Source organism: Eubacterium sp. MSJ-13 (genome assembly GCF_018918235.1).
Lineage (GTDB): Bacteria > Bacillota > Clostridia > Lachnospirales > Lachnospiraceae > Butyribacter.
On sequence record NZ_JAHLQE010000157.1, the window covers coordinates 1 to 16,285 of the forward strand.

13 protein-coding genes are annotated in these 16,285 nt (G+C 35.9%); all 13 read left to right on the forward strand.

The genetic code is table 11. The features are described 5' to 3' along the window. Positions 1 to 63 precede the first annotated feature (63 nt). Positions 64 to 213 carry a hypothetical protein gene (locus KQI69_RS09625; RefSeq protein WP_216565165.1) on the forward strand — a complete coding sequence of 50 codons (150 nt, stop codon included), beginning with the start codon at positions 64 to 66 and terminating at the stop codon, positions 211 to 213. A gap of 323 nt (positions 214 to 536) precedes the next feature. Continuing rightward, complete coding sequence (locus KQI69_RS09630) at positions 537 to 2,120, forward strand: hypothetical protein (RefSeq protein WP_216565166.1); 1,584 nt, start codon at positions 537 to 539, stop codon at positions 2,118 to 2,120. 302 nt (positions 2,121 to 2,422) lie between these two features. Continuing rightward, a complete protein-coding gene (fabV, locus tag KQI69_RS09635; RefSeq protein WP_216565167.1) occupies positions 2,423 to 3,604 on the forward strand; it encodes an enoyl-ACP reductase FabV in 1,182 nt (393 codons plus the stop codon). 62 nt (positions 3,605 to 3,666) lie between these two features. Beyond that, positions 3,667 to 4,710, forward strand: a complete 1,044-nt coding sequence (locus tag KQI69_RS09640; protein WP_253289088.1) for an HD-GYP domain-containing protein — start codon at positions 3,667 to 3,669, stop codon at positions 4,708 to 4,710. Positions 4,711 to 4,805: 95 nt separating this feature from the next. Then, a complete protein-coding gene (locus tag KQI69_RS09645; RefSeq protein WP_216565168.1) occupies positions 4,806 to 6,494 on the forward strand; it encodes a GGDEF domain-containing protein in 1,689 nt (562 codons plus the stop codon). A 124-nt stretch (positions 6,495 to 6,618) separates the two neighbouring features. Beyond that, a complete protein-coding gene (locus KQI69_RS09650) occupies positions 6,619 to 7,227 on the forward strand; it encodes an AAA family ATPase (protein WP_216565169.1) in 609 nt (202 codons plus the stop codon). A gap of 30 nt (positions 7,228 to 7,257) precedes the next feature. Further along, the gene (locus KQI69_RS09655; protein ID WP_216565170.1) at positions 7,258 to 7,995 is read left to right on the forward strand and encodes a Sir2 family NAD-dependent protein deacetylase; all 738 of its coding nucleotides are present in this window, start codon (positions 7,258 to 7,260) and stop codon (positions 7,993 to 7,995) included. Between the two features lie 89 nt (positions 7,996 to 8,084). Next, on the forward strand, positions 8,085 to 10,088 hold the full coding sequence (locus tag KQI69_RS09660; protein WP_216565171.1) for an ATP-dependent helicase: 2,004 nt from the start codon (positions 8,085 to 8,087) through the stop codon (positions 10,086 to 10,088). Positions 10,089 to 10,275: 187 nt separating this feature from the next. Beyond that, the gene (locus KQI69_RS09665; protein ID WP_216565172.1) at positions 10,276 to 10,935 is read left to right on the forward strand and encodes a YitT family protein; all 660 of its coding nucleotides are present in this window, start codon (positions 10,276 to 10,278) and stop codon (positions 10,933 to 10,935) included. Next, positions 10,928 to 12,235 (forward strand): DUF6273 domain-containing protein, encoded by a 1,308-nt coding sequence (locus KQI69_RS09670; RefSeq protein WP_216565173.1) that lies wholly within the window; start codon positions 10,928 to 10,930, stop codon positions 12,233 to 12,235. The genes KQI69_RS09665 and KQI69_RS09670 overlap by 8 nt, the downstream gene beginning before the upstream one ends. A gap of 42 nt (positions 12,236 to 12,277) precedes the next feature. Continuing rightward, entirely contained in the window at positions 12,278 to 13,384 is a 1,107-nt protein-coding gene (locus KQI69_RS09675; RefSeq protein WP_216565174.1) for an SGNH/GDSL hydrolase family protein, read from the forward strand. A 208-nt stretch (positions 13,385 to 13,592) separates the two neighbouring features. Continuing rightward, on the forward strand, positions 13,593 to 13,841 hold the full coding sequence (locus tag KQI69_RS09680) for a hypothetical protein (protein ID WP_216565175.1): 249 nt from the start codon (positions 13,593 to 13,595) through the stop codon (positions 13,839 to 13,841). Positions 13,842 to 13,900: 59 nt separating this feature from the next. After that, positions 13,901 to 16,285, forward strand: a 2,385-nt coding sequence (locus KQI69_RS10710; protein ID WP_216565176.1) for an ATP-binding protein, incomplete at its 3' end; no start/stop codon positions are given.

The window sequence follows — 16,285 nt, forward strand, 5'->3', positions numbered from 1 at the left end:
AAGAAACTTGTTGATCAAGTAGTCTTATTGACTACATCATTATTATACTAGGAGGTGAAAATAATGAAGGAATTTATACGCAAAGCAGCAAATTTTATCTGTGCATTTGCAGTTGTTATGTCTCCTATAGCAACACAGCATTGTAGATTATATTTCTACGAAGCTAAACAGCCTGAAGGCTTAGATGAATTCGTAAACACTCATACAAAATAATGAGTAACATTGCTTCAAAAGCTGCAAAATGAGGAATAGAGGTTTAGGGGACAAGTTACAGCATCTCATTTTAACTACCCACCAGATGAGATGCTGTAATATTAGAATCTAAAAATTATATGTAAACTCTCTTTATTTATTATAAATTTATAAATCAAAAAAAATCAATGTAAATTATTTCTTAATTTCCCGGTATAATATTTGTTCAATATTTGTTAACATTTTATTCAAAGATGTAAAGCAAATACAGAGACAAAATTGTTGAATGTATTTGTAGAAGATTAAATTGAATTCCCACTTTCTGGGAGAAGGAGGATAGTTTAATGAGATTAAACAAAGGAACGAAAAAAGCTTTCTCATTGGCACTTTCAGCAGCACTTGTCATTACAGGTGTAAATATTGGCACAGCTAAGAGTAAAGCAGCAGATGTTACGGCAAATAGCAGCAATGGGTATTATTATATCAATGGACCTATTACACCTTCATCAGGAAATGGCTCTGAGCTCTATAAAACAAATATGACTAAGGAAATGCTTAGTGATAAGGATGGAAAAACAGATTCTGTATTTGGAAACGAGTGGGGAGCAACAGTAAATTTTTCAAATTCTGTTTTATCAGACATGAAAGACCCTGTTGTTGTTGTAAAAGGAAAAAATCTTGATGTAAAAATTGATACAACAGATTCAGGATATTCATATAATGAATATGGATATGGAATCCTTAAAGATGGTATTACTAAGACAGCAGATATTGATGAAAAGAGTGATCTTGAAGCTAAACTTAGTGATGGCATAAGCAAAGACGGTGGGGTTTTAAGTATTAAATTCAACAATGAATTTGTAACATATGATAATGATTCAAAATCATGGAAAGAATTAAAACTTCCACAGAAATATTCTTTCAGAGTTCAGTCAAAGGCAGATCAGTCAAACGGCTGGAAGGCATTTACAGATGCACAGATTGATTATGTAAAGATTTATGATGGAGCTACATATAAATATGATGCAGCTACAGGAGATGTTACTGCCAAAGCAGAAGAAACACCTGAACCAACAGCAACAGCGGCTGCTGCAACGACACCTGCTGTAACAGCAGCACCAGAACCTACAGTAGAGCCAACAGTAGCACCTACAGAGGAGCCTACTCCAGAACCAACAGAAGCTCCAAAAGGAAAAATGGGTGACTTCAATGTAAAATTAAGTTTAGTATGTGATGATTCTTGGGGAGAGCAGACATGGGGAGACATAAGCACTCATGTAACAAATGACGGAGATTACAAGATTGAGTATACAGCTCAGAATGATTCAACAGGACTTTACCTCATGATACTTGACACAGACCTTTATCAGGGAAGTCTTTCTGATGACTTTAAGTTTACTGTAAAATCAGTTCAGATTGGAGATAAGACAATCAAGGTTGATGACAATGGATGCTGGGGATTTGCAGATCAGAATGAAGCAAACAACTACAGATTCAATGTAGTAAATCCTTGGAATGGTCTTTTCGACAGCACAGGTGTAAAATGGCAGGACGAGAAAGTAACATCTATGGATAAGCTTAACAAAGCTACATTTAAAGCAGGCGATAAGATTGTAGTTAATTTCAATGTTACAACAAAGAAAGCTGCTGCCACATCAAAAGCTAAAGTAACAGTTGGTAAGAAGAAAGTTACAGTTAAAGCAGGAAAATCAGTAAATGTATCTTACAAGGCACTTGATAAGGCAGGAAAATCAGTAAAGGCAACTGCTTCATCAGCAAACAAGAAGGTTGCAAAGGTTACAGTATCATCTAAGAAGCAGATTAAGATTACTGTACCTAAGACAGCAAAAGCAGGTGCTTCTACAAAGGTAACAGTTAAGAGCGCAGGCAAGAAAGCTGTTATCACGGTTAAAGTAGCTAAAAAATAATAATGACTGTTAGTAAATGCTTGATTAACATTGTATGTTAAAATAGAGATATGAATACAGATAGAATTTATTTGTATTCATATCTTTTTTAGTGATTTTTAGATAATTGACATAAAATCCTAAATATAGTAAAGTAATAGGGCATAAGGATTTAAAATGCTAGTGTAAAAAATCCTTGGCAGGGGCGCCGAAGTTGTATATAACCAATCTTCGGTAAATACGAGATGGTGTCGCGAGAGCGGCACCATTTTGTCTTTGAAAGTGGATTATATGGTCATTCGTTTAATGGAGGAAGAAAGAATATGATAGTTGAACCTAAAGTAAGAGGATTTATATGTACTACAGCTCATCCAGAGGGATGTAAGCAGGCTGTGAAAGCTCAGATAGATTATATAAATGAGATGCCTAAGTCAGAAGGACCAAAGAAAGTACTTGTTATTGGTGCTTCTATGGGTTATGGTCTTGCAAGCAGAATAGCAGTTACATACTCATGTAATGCTGATACTATAGGTGTTATTTTTGATAAACCTGGAAAAGAAAAGAGAACCGGTACAGCAGGATGGTACAATACAGTTGCTTTTGAAGAATTTGCCACAAAAGACGGACATTATGCAAAAACAATAAACGGTGATGCATTTTCAGATGATATAAAAAAAGAGACAATAGAACTTATAAAGAAAGATTTAGGAAAAGTTGACATGGTAATCTACAGTGTTGCAGCTCCAAGAAGAAAAGCACCAGATGGGGTTACATATCGTTCTGTTTTAAAGACAACGGGCAGTGAATATACTAATAAGACAATAGATCTTGCCACAAATGAGATATCAGAGGTTACTATTGAACCAGCAAATGAAGAAGAGGTAAATGCTACAGTTAAGGTTATGGGAGGAGAGGACTGGCGTTTATGGATAGATGCGATGAAACAGGCTGATGTACTTGCGGATAATGCAGTGACAGTTGCATATTCATACATAGGTCCGGTACTCACACACCCTATATATTTTGATGGTTCAATAGGAAGGGCAAAGCAGGATTTATATAAAACTGCTGATGAGATAGATGCACAGGTAAAAGGTGTAAGTGCGTATGTTTCAGTTAATAAAGCAGTTGTAACACAATCAAGTGCAGCAATACCTATTGTACCGCTTTATCTGTCAATTCTTCTTAAAGTTATGAAAGAGAAAAATCTTCATGAGGAATGTATAGAGCAGATGTACAGGCTTGTGCATGACAGGTTGTGTAATCCTTCAGGAGTTCCTGTTGATGATAAAAGGCTTATCAGAATGGACGATTATGAGATGAAGCCGGAAGTACAGCAGGCAGTTGAAAAAGTGTGGAATGAGATTTCACAGGACAATCTTGCAGAGGTTGCTGATATTGATGAATTCTGGAAAGAATTTTATGAGATATTTGGATTTAAGATAGATGGTGTTGACTATGATGCAGACTGTGACATACAGGTGCAGATTCCAAGCCTTAGCTGATTTTGTTATAAATAAATACATTCGATGAAGATTATATTAGGTACAAAGAAAGGCGGTAAGTTATGTATAAGCAGGAGAAAAAGGACTGGCAGATACTTGTTGTTGATGATAAAAAGACAAACCTTATGTTGGCAGAAAAGATTTTACAGCAGGAATTTAATGTCAGCAAAGCACAGTCGGGCATGGAGGCTATCGCCTTTCTTGAAAAAAATATTGTAGATCTTATTTTGCTTGATCTGCATATGCCGGATATGAATGGATTTGAAGTTATGGCGGCAATCAGAAATAACGAAAAGATACTTTCTGATATTCCTATAATTTTTCTTACGGCAGATGATGATAAAGCAATGGAAGTAAAAAGCTTTAAAGAGGGAGCACAGGATTTTATTGCAAAACCTTTTGTACCGGAGATTATGGTTCAGAGAGTGCGAAGGGTTATACAGCTTGATAAATTGCAGAAAAATCTTCAGAATGAAGTTGAGAAGCAGACAAGAAAAGCTGAGGAGAAAAAAAGACAGTTCCAGCGTCTTTCTATACAGGTCATGCAGTCGCTTGCGGGGGCTATTGATGCAAAAGACAAATATACAAAAGGACATTCACAGAGGGTTGCTATGTATGCGATGGAGATAGCTAAGAGATATGGATATGATGATGAGAAACAGCAGAATATCTATTTTGCCGGGATATTGCATGATATAGGAAAGATAGGTATATCGGATGAGATTATAAATAAAACCGGAAAATTAACTGATGAGGAATATGAGATAATAAAGACGCATCCAGTAATCGGAGGTGAGATATTATCAAATATATCAGAAATTCCAAATATTGCTATTGGTGCCAGATGGCATCATGAGAGATATGATGGTAAGGGATACCCAGACGGGCTTAAAGGAAAAGATATTCCTGAACTTGCGAGGATAATCGGAGTTGCAGATGCCTATGATGCCATGACTTCAAAGAGAAGTTACAGGGATGTGCTTAGTCAGGAAATCGTGAGAGGCGAAATCGAGAAGGGGATAGGAACACAGTTTGATCCGGAATTTGCAAAGATTATGCTTGAAATGATAGATGAGGATAAAAACTATGACATGCATGAAAAATAGCGAATATCATTATTGTTATGGCATAAAATAAGAGTGTGGTATTGGCAAATATGACATTCTATTATACGTTGTGGTTTAAAGGGGAGGCGTATTGAATGTATACGATAATGAAAGAAGCATTTTTATATACAAAAACAGAGATAATATGCGTAATAATGTTGCTTTTGGTTATTATAAAGATATCTGGCTGGCGTAAAAAAGATATTTTTATGAAGCTTTATTTTTCAATAGTCGGCAGCAGTTTGTGTATGGTGATATCATCTGCAATCGGTCATATTTCAGACTATGGTGTGCTTAGTATGAGCATGGAATTAAGACGTTTTTGGGTGGCAGTGTCAATTGCAGCGTTTGGGCTTACTATATTTTTGTGGTTTATTTATTCAGGCATATTCAGGGAATCAGCACTTATTTCAAATAAAATAAGCTGTCTGTATTGTGCAATTCCATTGTTTATATTTTTGGCAGCAGTTATAGTTTCATGTTATACGGACGTGTTTTATAGTGTGTCTGATGAGGGCGTATTTAGAAGGACCTCATGTTTTCAATATCTTTTTATCGTTCCGGCTATGTACATGTTCTTTTCAGGTGCGGCATTGCTCAGAGATGCATGTTATACAAAAAATTCTGAGCGCAGAAAAAGATATGGGATATTGGCGGCATTTATAATCCCGGTATTTGTGGGAGGTACGATACAGAATTTTATACCTGAAAGTAATATGCTTATTCTGGGTGTCTGTATAGGAGTTCTCACAGCATATATGAATCTTAGTATTGATGAGGTGGCACAGGAAGTAATAAGAAAAAATATTGAACTTGAATATTCCCAGGCAGAGCTGCAGATGGCACTTGAAGATGAGAAAAAACAGCATAATACAGTTGGTTCGCTTGCTAATATTTATGTATTTATGTATTACATAAGTATGGATACCGATGAGTTTGATGAGATAAAAAGGCTGCCGATAATAGCTGAGGCAGTTGGGGATACAGAAAGTGCTTCGGAGGCACTAAGGAGAATATATACAAAATTTTCAGTAGCCAAATATTTTGGTATGATGCTCGATTTTACTAATCTTTCGACACTTGACGAAAGAATGAAACAAAATAAATATATATCGACTGAGTATAAGGGAAAGCGAAAAGGCTGGTGTCGTGCAAGATTTATAGAAGTTGACAGAGATGAAAAAGGAAAATTGCTGCATGTTATTTTTGCTGTGCAGGATATCTCAGAAGAAAAACAGGAGATAGTTGAACTTCAGGATGCACTTAATTATGCAAATAAAAAAGCTTATGCAGATGCATTGACGGGAGTAAAGAATGTTACTGCATACAGAGAGTATATGGAAGATATAAACAAAAAAATAAAATACGATGATGATGTTGAATTTGCACTTGCATTATTTGATGTAAATGGGCTCAAATATGTGAATGATAACTTTGGTCATGAAAAGGGGAACATGCTTATCATAGATTCATGCCGTTGTATATGCCGGGCTTTTAAGAGAAGTCCTGTATTTAGGATAGGTGGTGATGAATTTGTGGTAGTTGTCGAGGGAGATGATTTAGAAAACATTGTTAATTGCAGGAATGTTCTTGAAGAACAGTTTGAACAGATAAATGAGATGTATCCTCATGATTATATTGCATCAGTGGCAGTAGGAATTGTAGAGTTTGACAAAGAAAAACATAGTTGTTTTGAGGAAGTATTTAAGAAAGCTGATGAGGCAATGTATGAGAATAAACAGGAGATAAAGAGAAGCCCGGAGAATTCATGGATGATTCGCTGAAATTATTGTTATTAAAATAAATTTATTGTGCAAATAGCAGAAAAAGTGTATAATATAATTATAACAATTTATGAAAAATAGCCAATTAAATTATAATGGCTGTTCAGAACAGGGGGTATGACCTATGAATAAAATTATTACGATAAGCAGACAGTATGGAAGTGGTGGACGTGAAATTGGGCAGAAGCTGGCTGAACACTATGGTATACCATTTTATGACAACGAGATTATTACAAGGGCTGCAAAGGAGAGTGGTTTTGCAGAGGAAACATTTGCGAGGGCAGAGGATAAGGCTACAAACAGTCTTTTGTATTCGCTTGCCATGGGGATAAATGTATATGGAAATCAGGATTTTGGTTTCAGTGGACTTTCACTTGATGACCGTATTTTCCTTGCACAGTCGGATGTCATAAGAAAAGTTGCTGAGGAGGGTCCTTGTGTCATTGTCGGAAGATGTGCTGATTATGTTCTGAAGGAGAGAGAAGATGTATGCAATCTTTTTATAAAAGCAGCTATGACATTCAGAATAGACAGAGCTGTAAGTGAGTATGGCGTTGAGAAAAATAAGGCAGCAGATGTTATTATGAAAAATGACAAACGCAGAGGTAATTATTATAATTACCATGTAGGCGAGAAGTGGACTGATCTGAATAATTATGATCTTGTCATCAGAAGTGATCTTTTTGGAATTGATAATGCAGTAAAAAGTATTTGTACATATCTTGGAGAGTAATTGGCATGAGTCATCTTGAAAGGAGTATATATGGATCAGGTTCTTGAAAACATGAAGAATATTATACGCGGTGGGGGAAATATAGTTGTACTTGCCGGCATGAATATCACATACGATATTGGCCTCAATGGAGTTACTGCTGAACATATTGCGTATGATATTGAGCAGAAGTATGGCTATTCAAATGATGAGATAGCGTCCTCACTGTTTTATACAAGGCGTGCAGAGTTGTTTTACAGGTATTATAAAGAGGTTATATTAAATATTGATGATCCACAGCCGTCGTCCATTCATTATGGAATATACAAATTGCAGCAGTGCAGTAAGCTGAGTGCCGTGGTTACGCGTTCGGTTTATTCACTTTACAAAAAGGCAGGATGCAGTAATGTTATCCAGCTTCATGGTTCAGTAGATGAAAATATATGTCCGAGATGTAAAAGACTGTATGATTCAGGTTACATAAAACATTCAAAAGGTATTCCGGTGTGTGAAAAGTGTGGAATACCGCTTCGTCCGGGATTTTCATTGCTAGGGGAAATGCTTGACAATGGAAAGATAAGCAGGGCAAGCAATGCGGTTGAGAATGCGAGCATACTTCTTGTTATAGGAGCAGAGATAAATTCACCTTTGTGCCGCTATATGGTCAAGTACTATAAGGGAGACAAGCTTATTCTTTTAAATGATAAGGAAAGAATTGGTGATGAATGTGCAAATTACAGAGCATATGGAAATATCAGGGACATGTTTGCACAGGTTATGGATTTTTAGGATTTTAGCAAAATAATAAAAATTATTTTTGGCAGGATTTCAGGAATGATGATTTGAAATCCTGCCAAAATCAGTTAGGAGTATTAGCTTTGAATTTAAATAAACAGCAGAAAAGCTCAATAGAGCATTTTAATGGACCATGTCTTGTGATAGGAACGCCTGGTTCAGGAAAAACGAGGGTAATTACGGAACGTGTGAAATACCTTGTCGAAGAAAAAGGAGTAAAAAATACAAATATTCTTGTTATCACTTTTACGAAAGCGGCAGCAGTGCAGATGAAGAGAAGATATGAGGCTATGGTTTCGGGTGATGCAAAGAGAGTATATTTTGGGACATTTCATGCGATATTTTTTACGATATTAAAATATGCTTATCATTATACGGCGGAAAATATTATACATGATGATATGAAACGGCAGATACTAAAGGAACTTGTAAGTAAAGAGGATATTGAGATTCAGGATGAAAATGATTTTTTGAATGACCTTGAAGGTGAGATAAGTAAAGTAAAGGGTGAGATGTTAGACTTAAAACACTATTATTCACCAAACTGTCAAGGGGAATCTTTTAGAAATATATATGCAGGTTACCAGAGTATATTGGAGAGCAGGAGACTTATTGATTTTGATGATATGCTTGTCTATTGTTATGAGCTTCTTAAAGCAAGAGAAGATATAAGACAGATGTGGCAGAAACAGTATCCGTATATTCTTATAGATGAGTTTCAGGACATAAATAAGGTTCAGTATGATATAGTAAGGATGCTTGCTGCACCGGAAAATAATCTTTTTATTGTTGGCGATGACGATCAGTCGATTTATGGTTTCAGGGGAGCTAAACCTGATATTATGAAACAGTTTTTGAAGGATTATCCTGATGCAAAAAGATATGTCCTTGGTATAAATTACAGATGCAGCAGAGCGATAGTAGAGTCTGCTGCAAGACTTATAGAAAAAAATGAGAACAGACTTTCAAAAAAACTTCAGGCCAATAATGAATATGGAGAAAAAGTTGAGATAAAGGAGTTTAACAGAGTGTCTGAGGAATGTGAAAGTATAAGAGCCAAAATTCTTGAATATAAAGATAGTGGAATACCTTACAACGAAATGGCGGTTCTTTTCAGAACAAATACACAGGCGAGGACTCTTAGCTCAAAACTTATGGAGTTTAATATCCCGTTTGTTATGAAGGAACGTATTCCAAATATGTATGACCATTGGATAGCAAAAGATATTATCACCTATATAAAAATAGCACGCGGTAGCAGGGAAAGGACAGATTTTCTGCGTATTATCAACAGACCTAAGAGATATGTACACAGAGCAGCATTTACGGAAAGTATTGTTGATATGGAGGAACTTAAAAGTTTTTATGAGGATAAAGAATGGATGGTGGAAAGATTTGAGCAGTTTGAGTATGATATGGGAATGTTAGCTCATCTTAAGCCGTTTGCCGCCATAAATTTTATAAGAAGCGGAATAGGTTATGATGATTATATAAAAGATTATGCTGATTATAAGGGAGTGCGTCCGGGAGAGATGATGGATTTTCTTGATGAACTTCAGGAGGAGGCAAAGGAATACGAAAACTTTGACGACTGGTTTGAATATATAAGGGCATATGGCGATGAACTAAAAGAACAGGCAGCAAAAAGCAGGATGTTAAACAACGGTCAGGAACAGTCAGATGCCGTGTTGCTTATGACGATGCATGGTGTAAAAGGACTTGAGTATGAGTGTGTATTTATACCTGATGCGAATGAAGGAGTCACTCCACATTCAAAAGCCGTACTTGATGCAGATATGGAAGAGGAGAGGCGTATGTTTTATGTGGCAGTTACAAGAGCAAAAAAACATCTTCATATATATTATGTAAAAGAACGGTTTAACAAAGAGGCAGATGTTTCGAGGTTTGTTTATGAAATTCAGGGAGAGAATTTTGAGGAAGTAAAGAAAAAAGAGGAAATTAAACGCAAAAGGACACTTATTTCTGAGAGAGAAAAAAGAAATTTGAGTCATAGTGGCATAAAGAAACAGGTTACTTCAAGTCCGTATATTTTTGGACAGACAAATATAAGATATAAGAAGAAGTAAAACATTAACATTAGATACCATATGTGTCTTAGATACGGGAAGCAAAGAAAAATCGTGACAATAAAGCGTTGCTGTGCTATTATGAGTTGTGTCAAAGTTGTTAAGATATGTAGATTAAACATATGATTGGCAGCTTGAAAGCGTAGACAGGCTGGAGATTATTAAAAGAATGGAATAGGGAAAATTTATGAATTTTAAGTTTACAAAAGAATGGACAAAAAGTTTTTTTATGATGATCATAGCTGTTATTCTTATGGGAATGTGCGTATCTATGCTTGTACTTAGCGATATGGGAACAGATCCGTATTCGGCAATGAATTATGGGATTTCGGCAAAGCTTGGTATGACTTTCGGAAATTATCAGCTTATATCGAATCTTGTACTTCTTGCAATCGTTGTCATTTTTGAGAGAAATCTTATTGGAACAGGTACGCTTGGAAATATGATACTTGTCGGTTACTCTGCTGATTTCTTTTCGTGGGTATGGAAGAATGTATTTCATATCCCAGCACAGCTTGGAATGGGGGCAAGGATTGCATTTCTGATACCGGGACTTATCATATTTGTGCTTATGGCAGCAGTATATATGCAGAGTGGGCATGGAACGGCACCTTATGATGCAGTTTCATTTCTTATAAGTGATAAGATTGAGAAACATACGGGAAAAAATACATTCAGAGTGGTAAGAATCGTATATGACCTTATAGCAACATGTATAGGATATGCTGCTGGTGGGGAAGTTGGTATTATGACGGTATGCATGGTGGTATTGATGGGACCTACCGTGGATTATGTCGGTAAGATTTTTGAAAAGCGTAGAAATAAAGTGGAGGAAGCAAATGGCTGAAACTTTGGAAAATAAAAAAGATAAAGCGGCTTTTAAAGCGGAAAAAATGGCAGCGATAAAGGCTGCCAGGAATAAAGCTAAGGCAGCGGCAGGAAAGGAAGTAAGGGTTCTTTCGCCAGAAGAAAAAGTATATAAAAATGCAGTTGCTCTCATGGAGGCAGTTGATTGTGTAGAGCGTTTTGAGAAAGTTTATTCTATAATGAACAGTGCTGCCAAGAAGTTTAACAAGATACAGGGATATCTTGATGCTGACGAGAGAAGACAGAAATGTCTTGAGATTGCAGATAAAGCCGTAAAAGATGGAACAGCAGAGGTATTTGAACTTGCGGTTCAGAGACAGAAACAGTCAAAGACAAAAAGTGATTATGTTGATGCTATTGAGAATTTTAAGAGATGTAAAAAGTTCAAATATAATATAGAAGAATGTGACGAGCATATCTCACAGTGCAAAAAGGGAATTGCAAAGCTGGAAACAAAGGCTGCATATAAAAGAAGAGGTATAGTAGCAGCATGTTTTGTCCTGTTGATAGTGTTGTTTTTACAGACGCCGGCATATCCTATGGTTAAGGGCGTATATCATCAGTCACAGGGAAAATATAAGCTTGCCATTGCCAATTATAAAGAATCAGGCGGATTTTTAGTTGCAAATGGAAATATGAAAAAGTGTTATTATCATATAGGACTTAAAAAGGAGAAAAAGGGAAAATATAAATCAGCACTTATAAATTATAAGAAAGCTGAGACAAAGTATGATGCACCGGCGAGAGCAGCCAAAATAGAAAAGAAATTCATAACAGAAGCAGCTCCGGGGAATGTAGTGATTTTTGGCACTGCAAACTGGGTTATACTTGACAGGACTTCTGATGGTAAAGTGCTTATGATGAAAGAAAAAGTCGGGAAAAAGAAAAGATTTTCGATGGAGGAAACGGAAAGCAATGATTGGTATGAGTCAAAAGCGCGTCGCTGGCTCAACACAAAACAGCTTAAAAAATATTCAGATAATGAGATGGCGCTTGTCGTAGTGCAGAATTATATTAAGTCAGCACAGGATGATAAATTTCCGGAATATTTCTTTGAACTTTCAAAAGATGAATATGATAAATATAAGGATATTATTCCAGCAGGAGAAGGTGTATACTGGCTTAAAGAGAAAGCGCAGAATCCAAATGAAATATTATGTGTGCAGCCTGATGGGACATTGAAGGGTGAAGATGTGTCAAATGGTGAAATACAGTTGAGGCAGGCATGTTGGCTTGATATCAACAGAAGTACGGATATAACATCTGAAACAAAAAAGTGATAAAAGAAGATTAAGGTAGTACAGAGAGAATGAGGAAAATTTATGAGATTTGCAGCAGATGAGTCAAGAGTAAAAGTTACAGGACGAACAATATTTAGAGATGAGATAAGATATCTTGGGTATACGGGCACCAGCATTTCATTCAGGTTTACAGGAAGAATGGCGAAGGCAAAGCTTTTGTCGGATGCATCTACGCATAATAGTAAAGATTATGCATGGGTTGCAGTATTTGTAAAAGAGGAAAAAGACGGCGAGGTATCATACGGTGCTGTCACTGATGGTGAGCCCTACAGACGTTTCTGTCTTGATAATGACAAAGCAGAATATGTACTTTACCAAGCGGATTTGGAAAAGACAGTTACAGTTACACTAATAAAATATTCGGAGGCAGAATATGCGGCATGTGGTGTAGAATGGATAGAAACGGATAGTCAGGAGATTCTTGAGCCGCCGATGCCTAAAAAGTTAAAAATAGAGATGATAGGTGACTCAATTACATGCGGTTATGGTAATGAGGGAAATGTTGACGAACTGGAGCATGATACAGCAAAGGAAAATCCTATGAAAGCATATTCACTCCTTACAGCGACACACCTTGATGCTGATGTAAATGTTGTTGCATGGAATGGAAAAGGTGTCATTACTTCATATATAGGAGAGGGGCAGCCGAAGGTAAAAGATGAAAGCTGGCTTGTGCCTATGTTATACGAGTATGTTGATGCAGGCTGTGAGAGAGATTATCTTCATACACCCGTAAGTAAATGGGAAAAGTGGGATAACAGTCGTTTTGTTCCTGACATAATAACGGTTTATCTTGGAACAAATGATGCAAGCTATACAGATAATGATGGTGCGAGAAATCAGGAATTTGTTGACGGATATGTAAAATTTCTTGAAACAATAAAAAGAAAAAATCATGGAATTCCGGTTTTATGCATGCTTGGAACGATGGATAAAAAACTTTGCGAAAGTGTTTTAAAGGCAGTTAGCATAATTGAGGAAAAGTATCAGAACGCAGATGTTTATTATCTTGATCTGCCACCGCAGGATGAGGCGGATGGACTTGGTATAAATTGGCATCCGACTGAGGCAACGCACAGGAAAGTGGCGAAATTGGTTGAGAAAAAGATAAAGGAAATTTTATCATGACCGATACAGTACACGGATTAAACATAATGTGGACGATAGATATATAAGTTTTGTAAAATATAATAATTGAATAGAGAAATATTTGAGGCTGTGATATAATGAATCCGTTGACGGAAAAGAATTATGACACAGCCATTTTACTTTCGTTAGAATTGCTCTTGTTAATTGTTATTAAGGAAAATGGTATATAAATGAAAGGTTATGAAAAATGGAAAACAGATTGAGGAAATTTATTATATATACGGTAATTTTTTTTACAATGTTGACAGGGATGTTTTTGATTCATGGCGAGAATGTATCAGCAGATGAGTCATCAATGGCAATATTAAAGGTAGGATTCTGTCAGCTTGACAATTTTTTTGACTATGATTCATCAGGTAATGAATGTGGTTATGGAGTGGATTACCTGAATAGATTTCTAAGTTTTCAAGTATTCATTTTGAGTACAGCTATATAAAGGTAAAATCGTGGGAAGATTTAACAAAGCTTTTATTAAGCGGTAATATAGATATTATCATGCCCGCATCAGAACCGTTGAAAAAAACATCTTCAAAGTTGAGTTATACGACGGAAGATATAATGACTACATATCATTCCATAATGACAAAGAAAAATCGTGGAGACCTTTATTATGAAGATTATGACGGAATAGACAAGATGAAGATAGCTGTAACAAAACAGCTTCTTCAGTATACAGGAATGACATCGTATCTCAAATCAATAAATGTGTATGATAATCTTGTTTATTTTGATGACTATAATGAGTGTAAGGCGGCATTGGATGAAGGAGATGTGGATGGTCTTATAAGTAATGTGATGGATCAGACATCAGATATGAAAATATTATCAAAGTTCAGTGTAACACACAATTATATTGTTATGAAAAACAATAACCCATATTATAAAGATGTAAATAAGGCACTTACTGATCTGAAACTTGCAGAACCGACATTCCAGAGTGACCTTAATGAGAAGTATTATCCTGACAGAGTTTATACGCCTTTGGGAAAATATGAGATAAATTATCTTAAAAACAATAAAACATTAAATGTCGCAACATATTCTGATTACAGGCCGATAAGTTATTATGATAAAAAGAAACATAAATATAAAGGAATTGCCATTGATCTCATGAACGAAGTTGCCAAAAACCTTGGCATTAAATTTAATTATTTTGCAATAGATACAGAAAATCCTTATGATATGCTCGAAAATACAAAAACGGATATAGTTATGCCTGTTTATGTAGATAATATAATGTTCTATAAAAAGTATCTCATAACGAAGAGTCTTTTCGATTCAGATATAAATTACATAACAAAGAGCAGCTATGGAGAACTTGACAGTTCAGCAAAAGTAGCAGTTGTCAAAAAATATAAATATGTTTATGACTGTGTAAAAAAGAAAACACAATATAATATTGTTGAATATGACACCATTGAGGATGCGTGTGATGGTTTAAATAACGGAGACGTTTCTGCATTTGCCACAGGTGCCTATGTTGCAAAATCAATACTTCAAAGTCCGAGATACAAACAGTTTGACATAAAAGAATTTAATACAGTATCGTTGCCGTTCGGACTTGCCATTAGAAACAATTCAATACTTGAATCAGCTTTGAATAAGGGAATTGATATGGTTACGGATGACGAACAGAAAAATACGATAAGCAGGGATACTGCCTACAACTGGTCAGAACTGTCATTGTATGATAAGTTTTATTCCTATAGTGATATTATTGCATTTATATCATTAGTATTTATTTTTTCTCTTATAGCAATATCAATGTATATAAATAACAGAAACAGATATATAGCACAGATACAGCAGAAAAGCGAAGAAGCGATAAAAGCAAATAATGCCAAAACAGATTTTCTGTCGAGGATGAGTCATGAGATAAGAACTCCTATGAATGCAATACTTGGTATGGCGGCGATAGGACAGTCAAGTGACGATATAAATAAGAAGAATGAGTGTATAGACCAGATAATAGATTCAGGAAATTTTCTGTTACAGATAATAAATGATATACTTGATATGAACAAGATAGAGCAGAATAAAGTGGAGCTTAATGAAGAGTATGTTGACAGCATGAAATTTGTTGGCTCGATAGAGGAGATGCTTAAAGCTAATGCCAAGAATTACAATGTTGAACTCAGGACGGACTTTAGCAGATACAGGTCGTTTCTTATCAAGATAGATCCGCTTAGAACAAAGCAGATTTATGTAAATATCATAAACAACGCAATAAAGTTTTCAAAAAGCGGTTCATATGTAGAGTGGAACATGGCAGCGGAAGATATAGATGACACACATGTTCACATTTATTGTGAAATAAAAGATTATGGCTGTGGAATGAGCAAGGAATTTCAGGAAAAGATGTTTATCCCGTTTGAGCAGGAGTATAATGAATTTACAAATAATGTTCAGGGAACAGGGCTTGGACTTGCAATTGTAAAAAATCTTGTTGATATAATGGGCGGCACTATAAAATGTGAGAGTGAGCCGGATAAGGGAACGACATTTATTATTGAATTTGACAGGGAAATACACAGTATTGAGGAGGTAGAGGAAAGTTTGGAACAGAAAGCAGATGAGAGTATTCTGGAAGGAAAAAACATATTGCTTGCAGAGGACAATGATATAAATGCAATGGTAGCGGTAGAAATCTTAAAAGCACATGGAATGAATGTCGAGCGTGCAAAAGACGGTCAGGAGGCAGTTGATAAATATCTGCAGTCAGAACCTAAGCAGTATGACCTGATACTTATGGATGTGAGGATGCCAAAGCTTGACGGAATGCAGGCAACGGAGATGATAAGGAAGTCATCACATGAGGGAGCAAAAAAGATTCCTATAGTTGCCATGACAGCGGATGCATTTGACGAGGATATAAAGAGG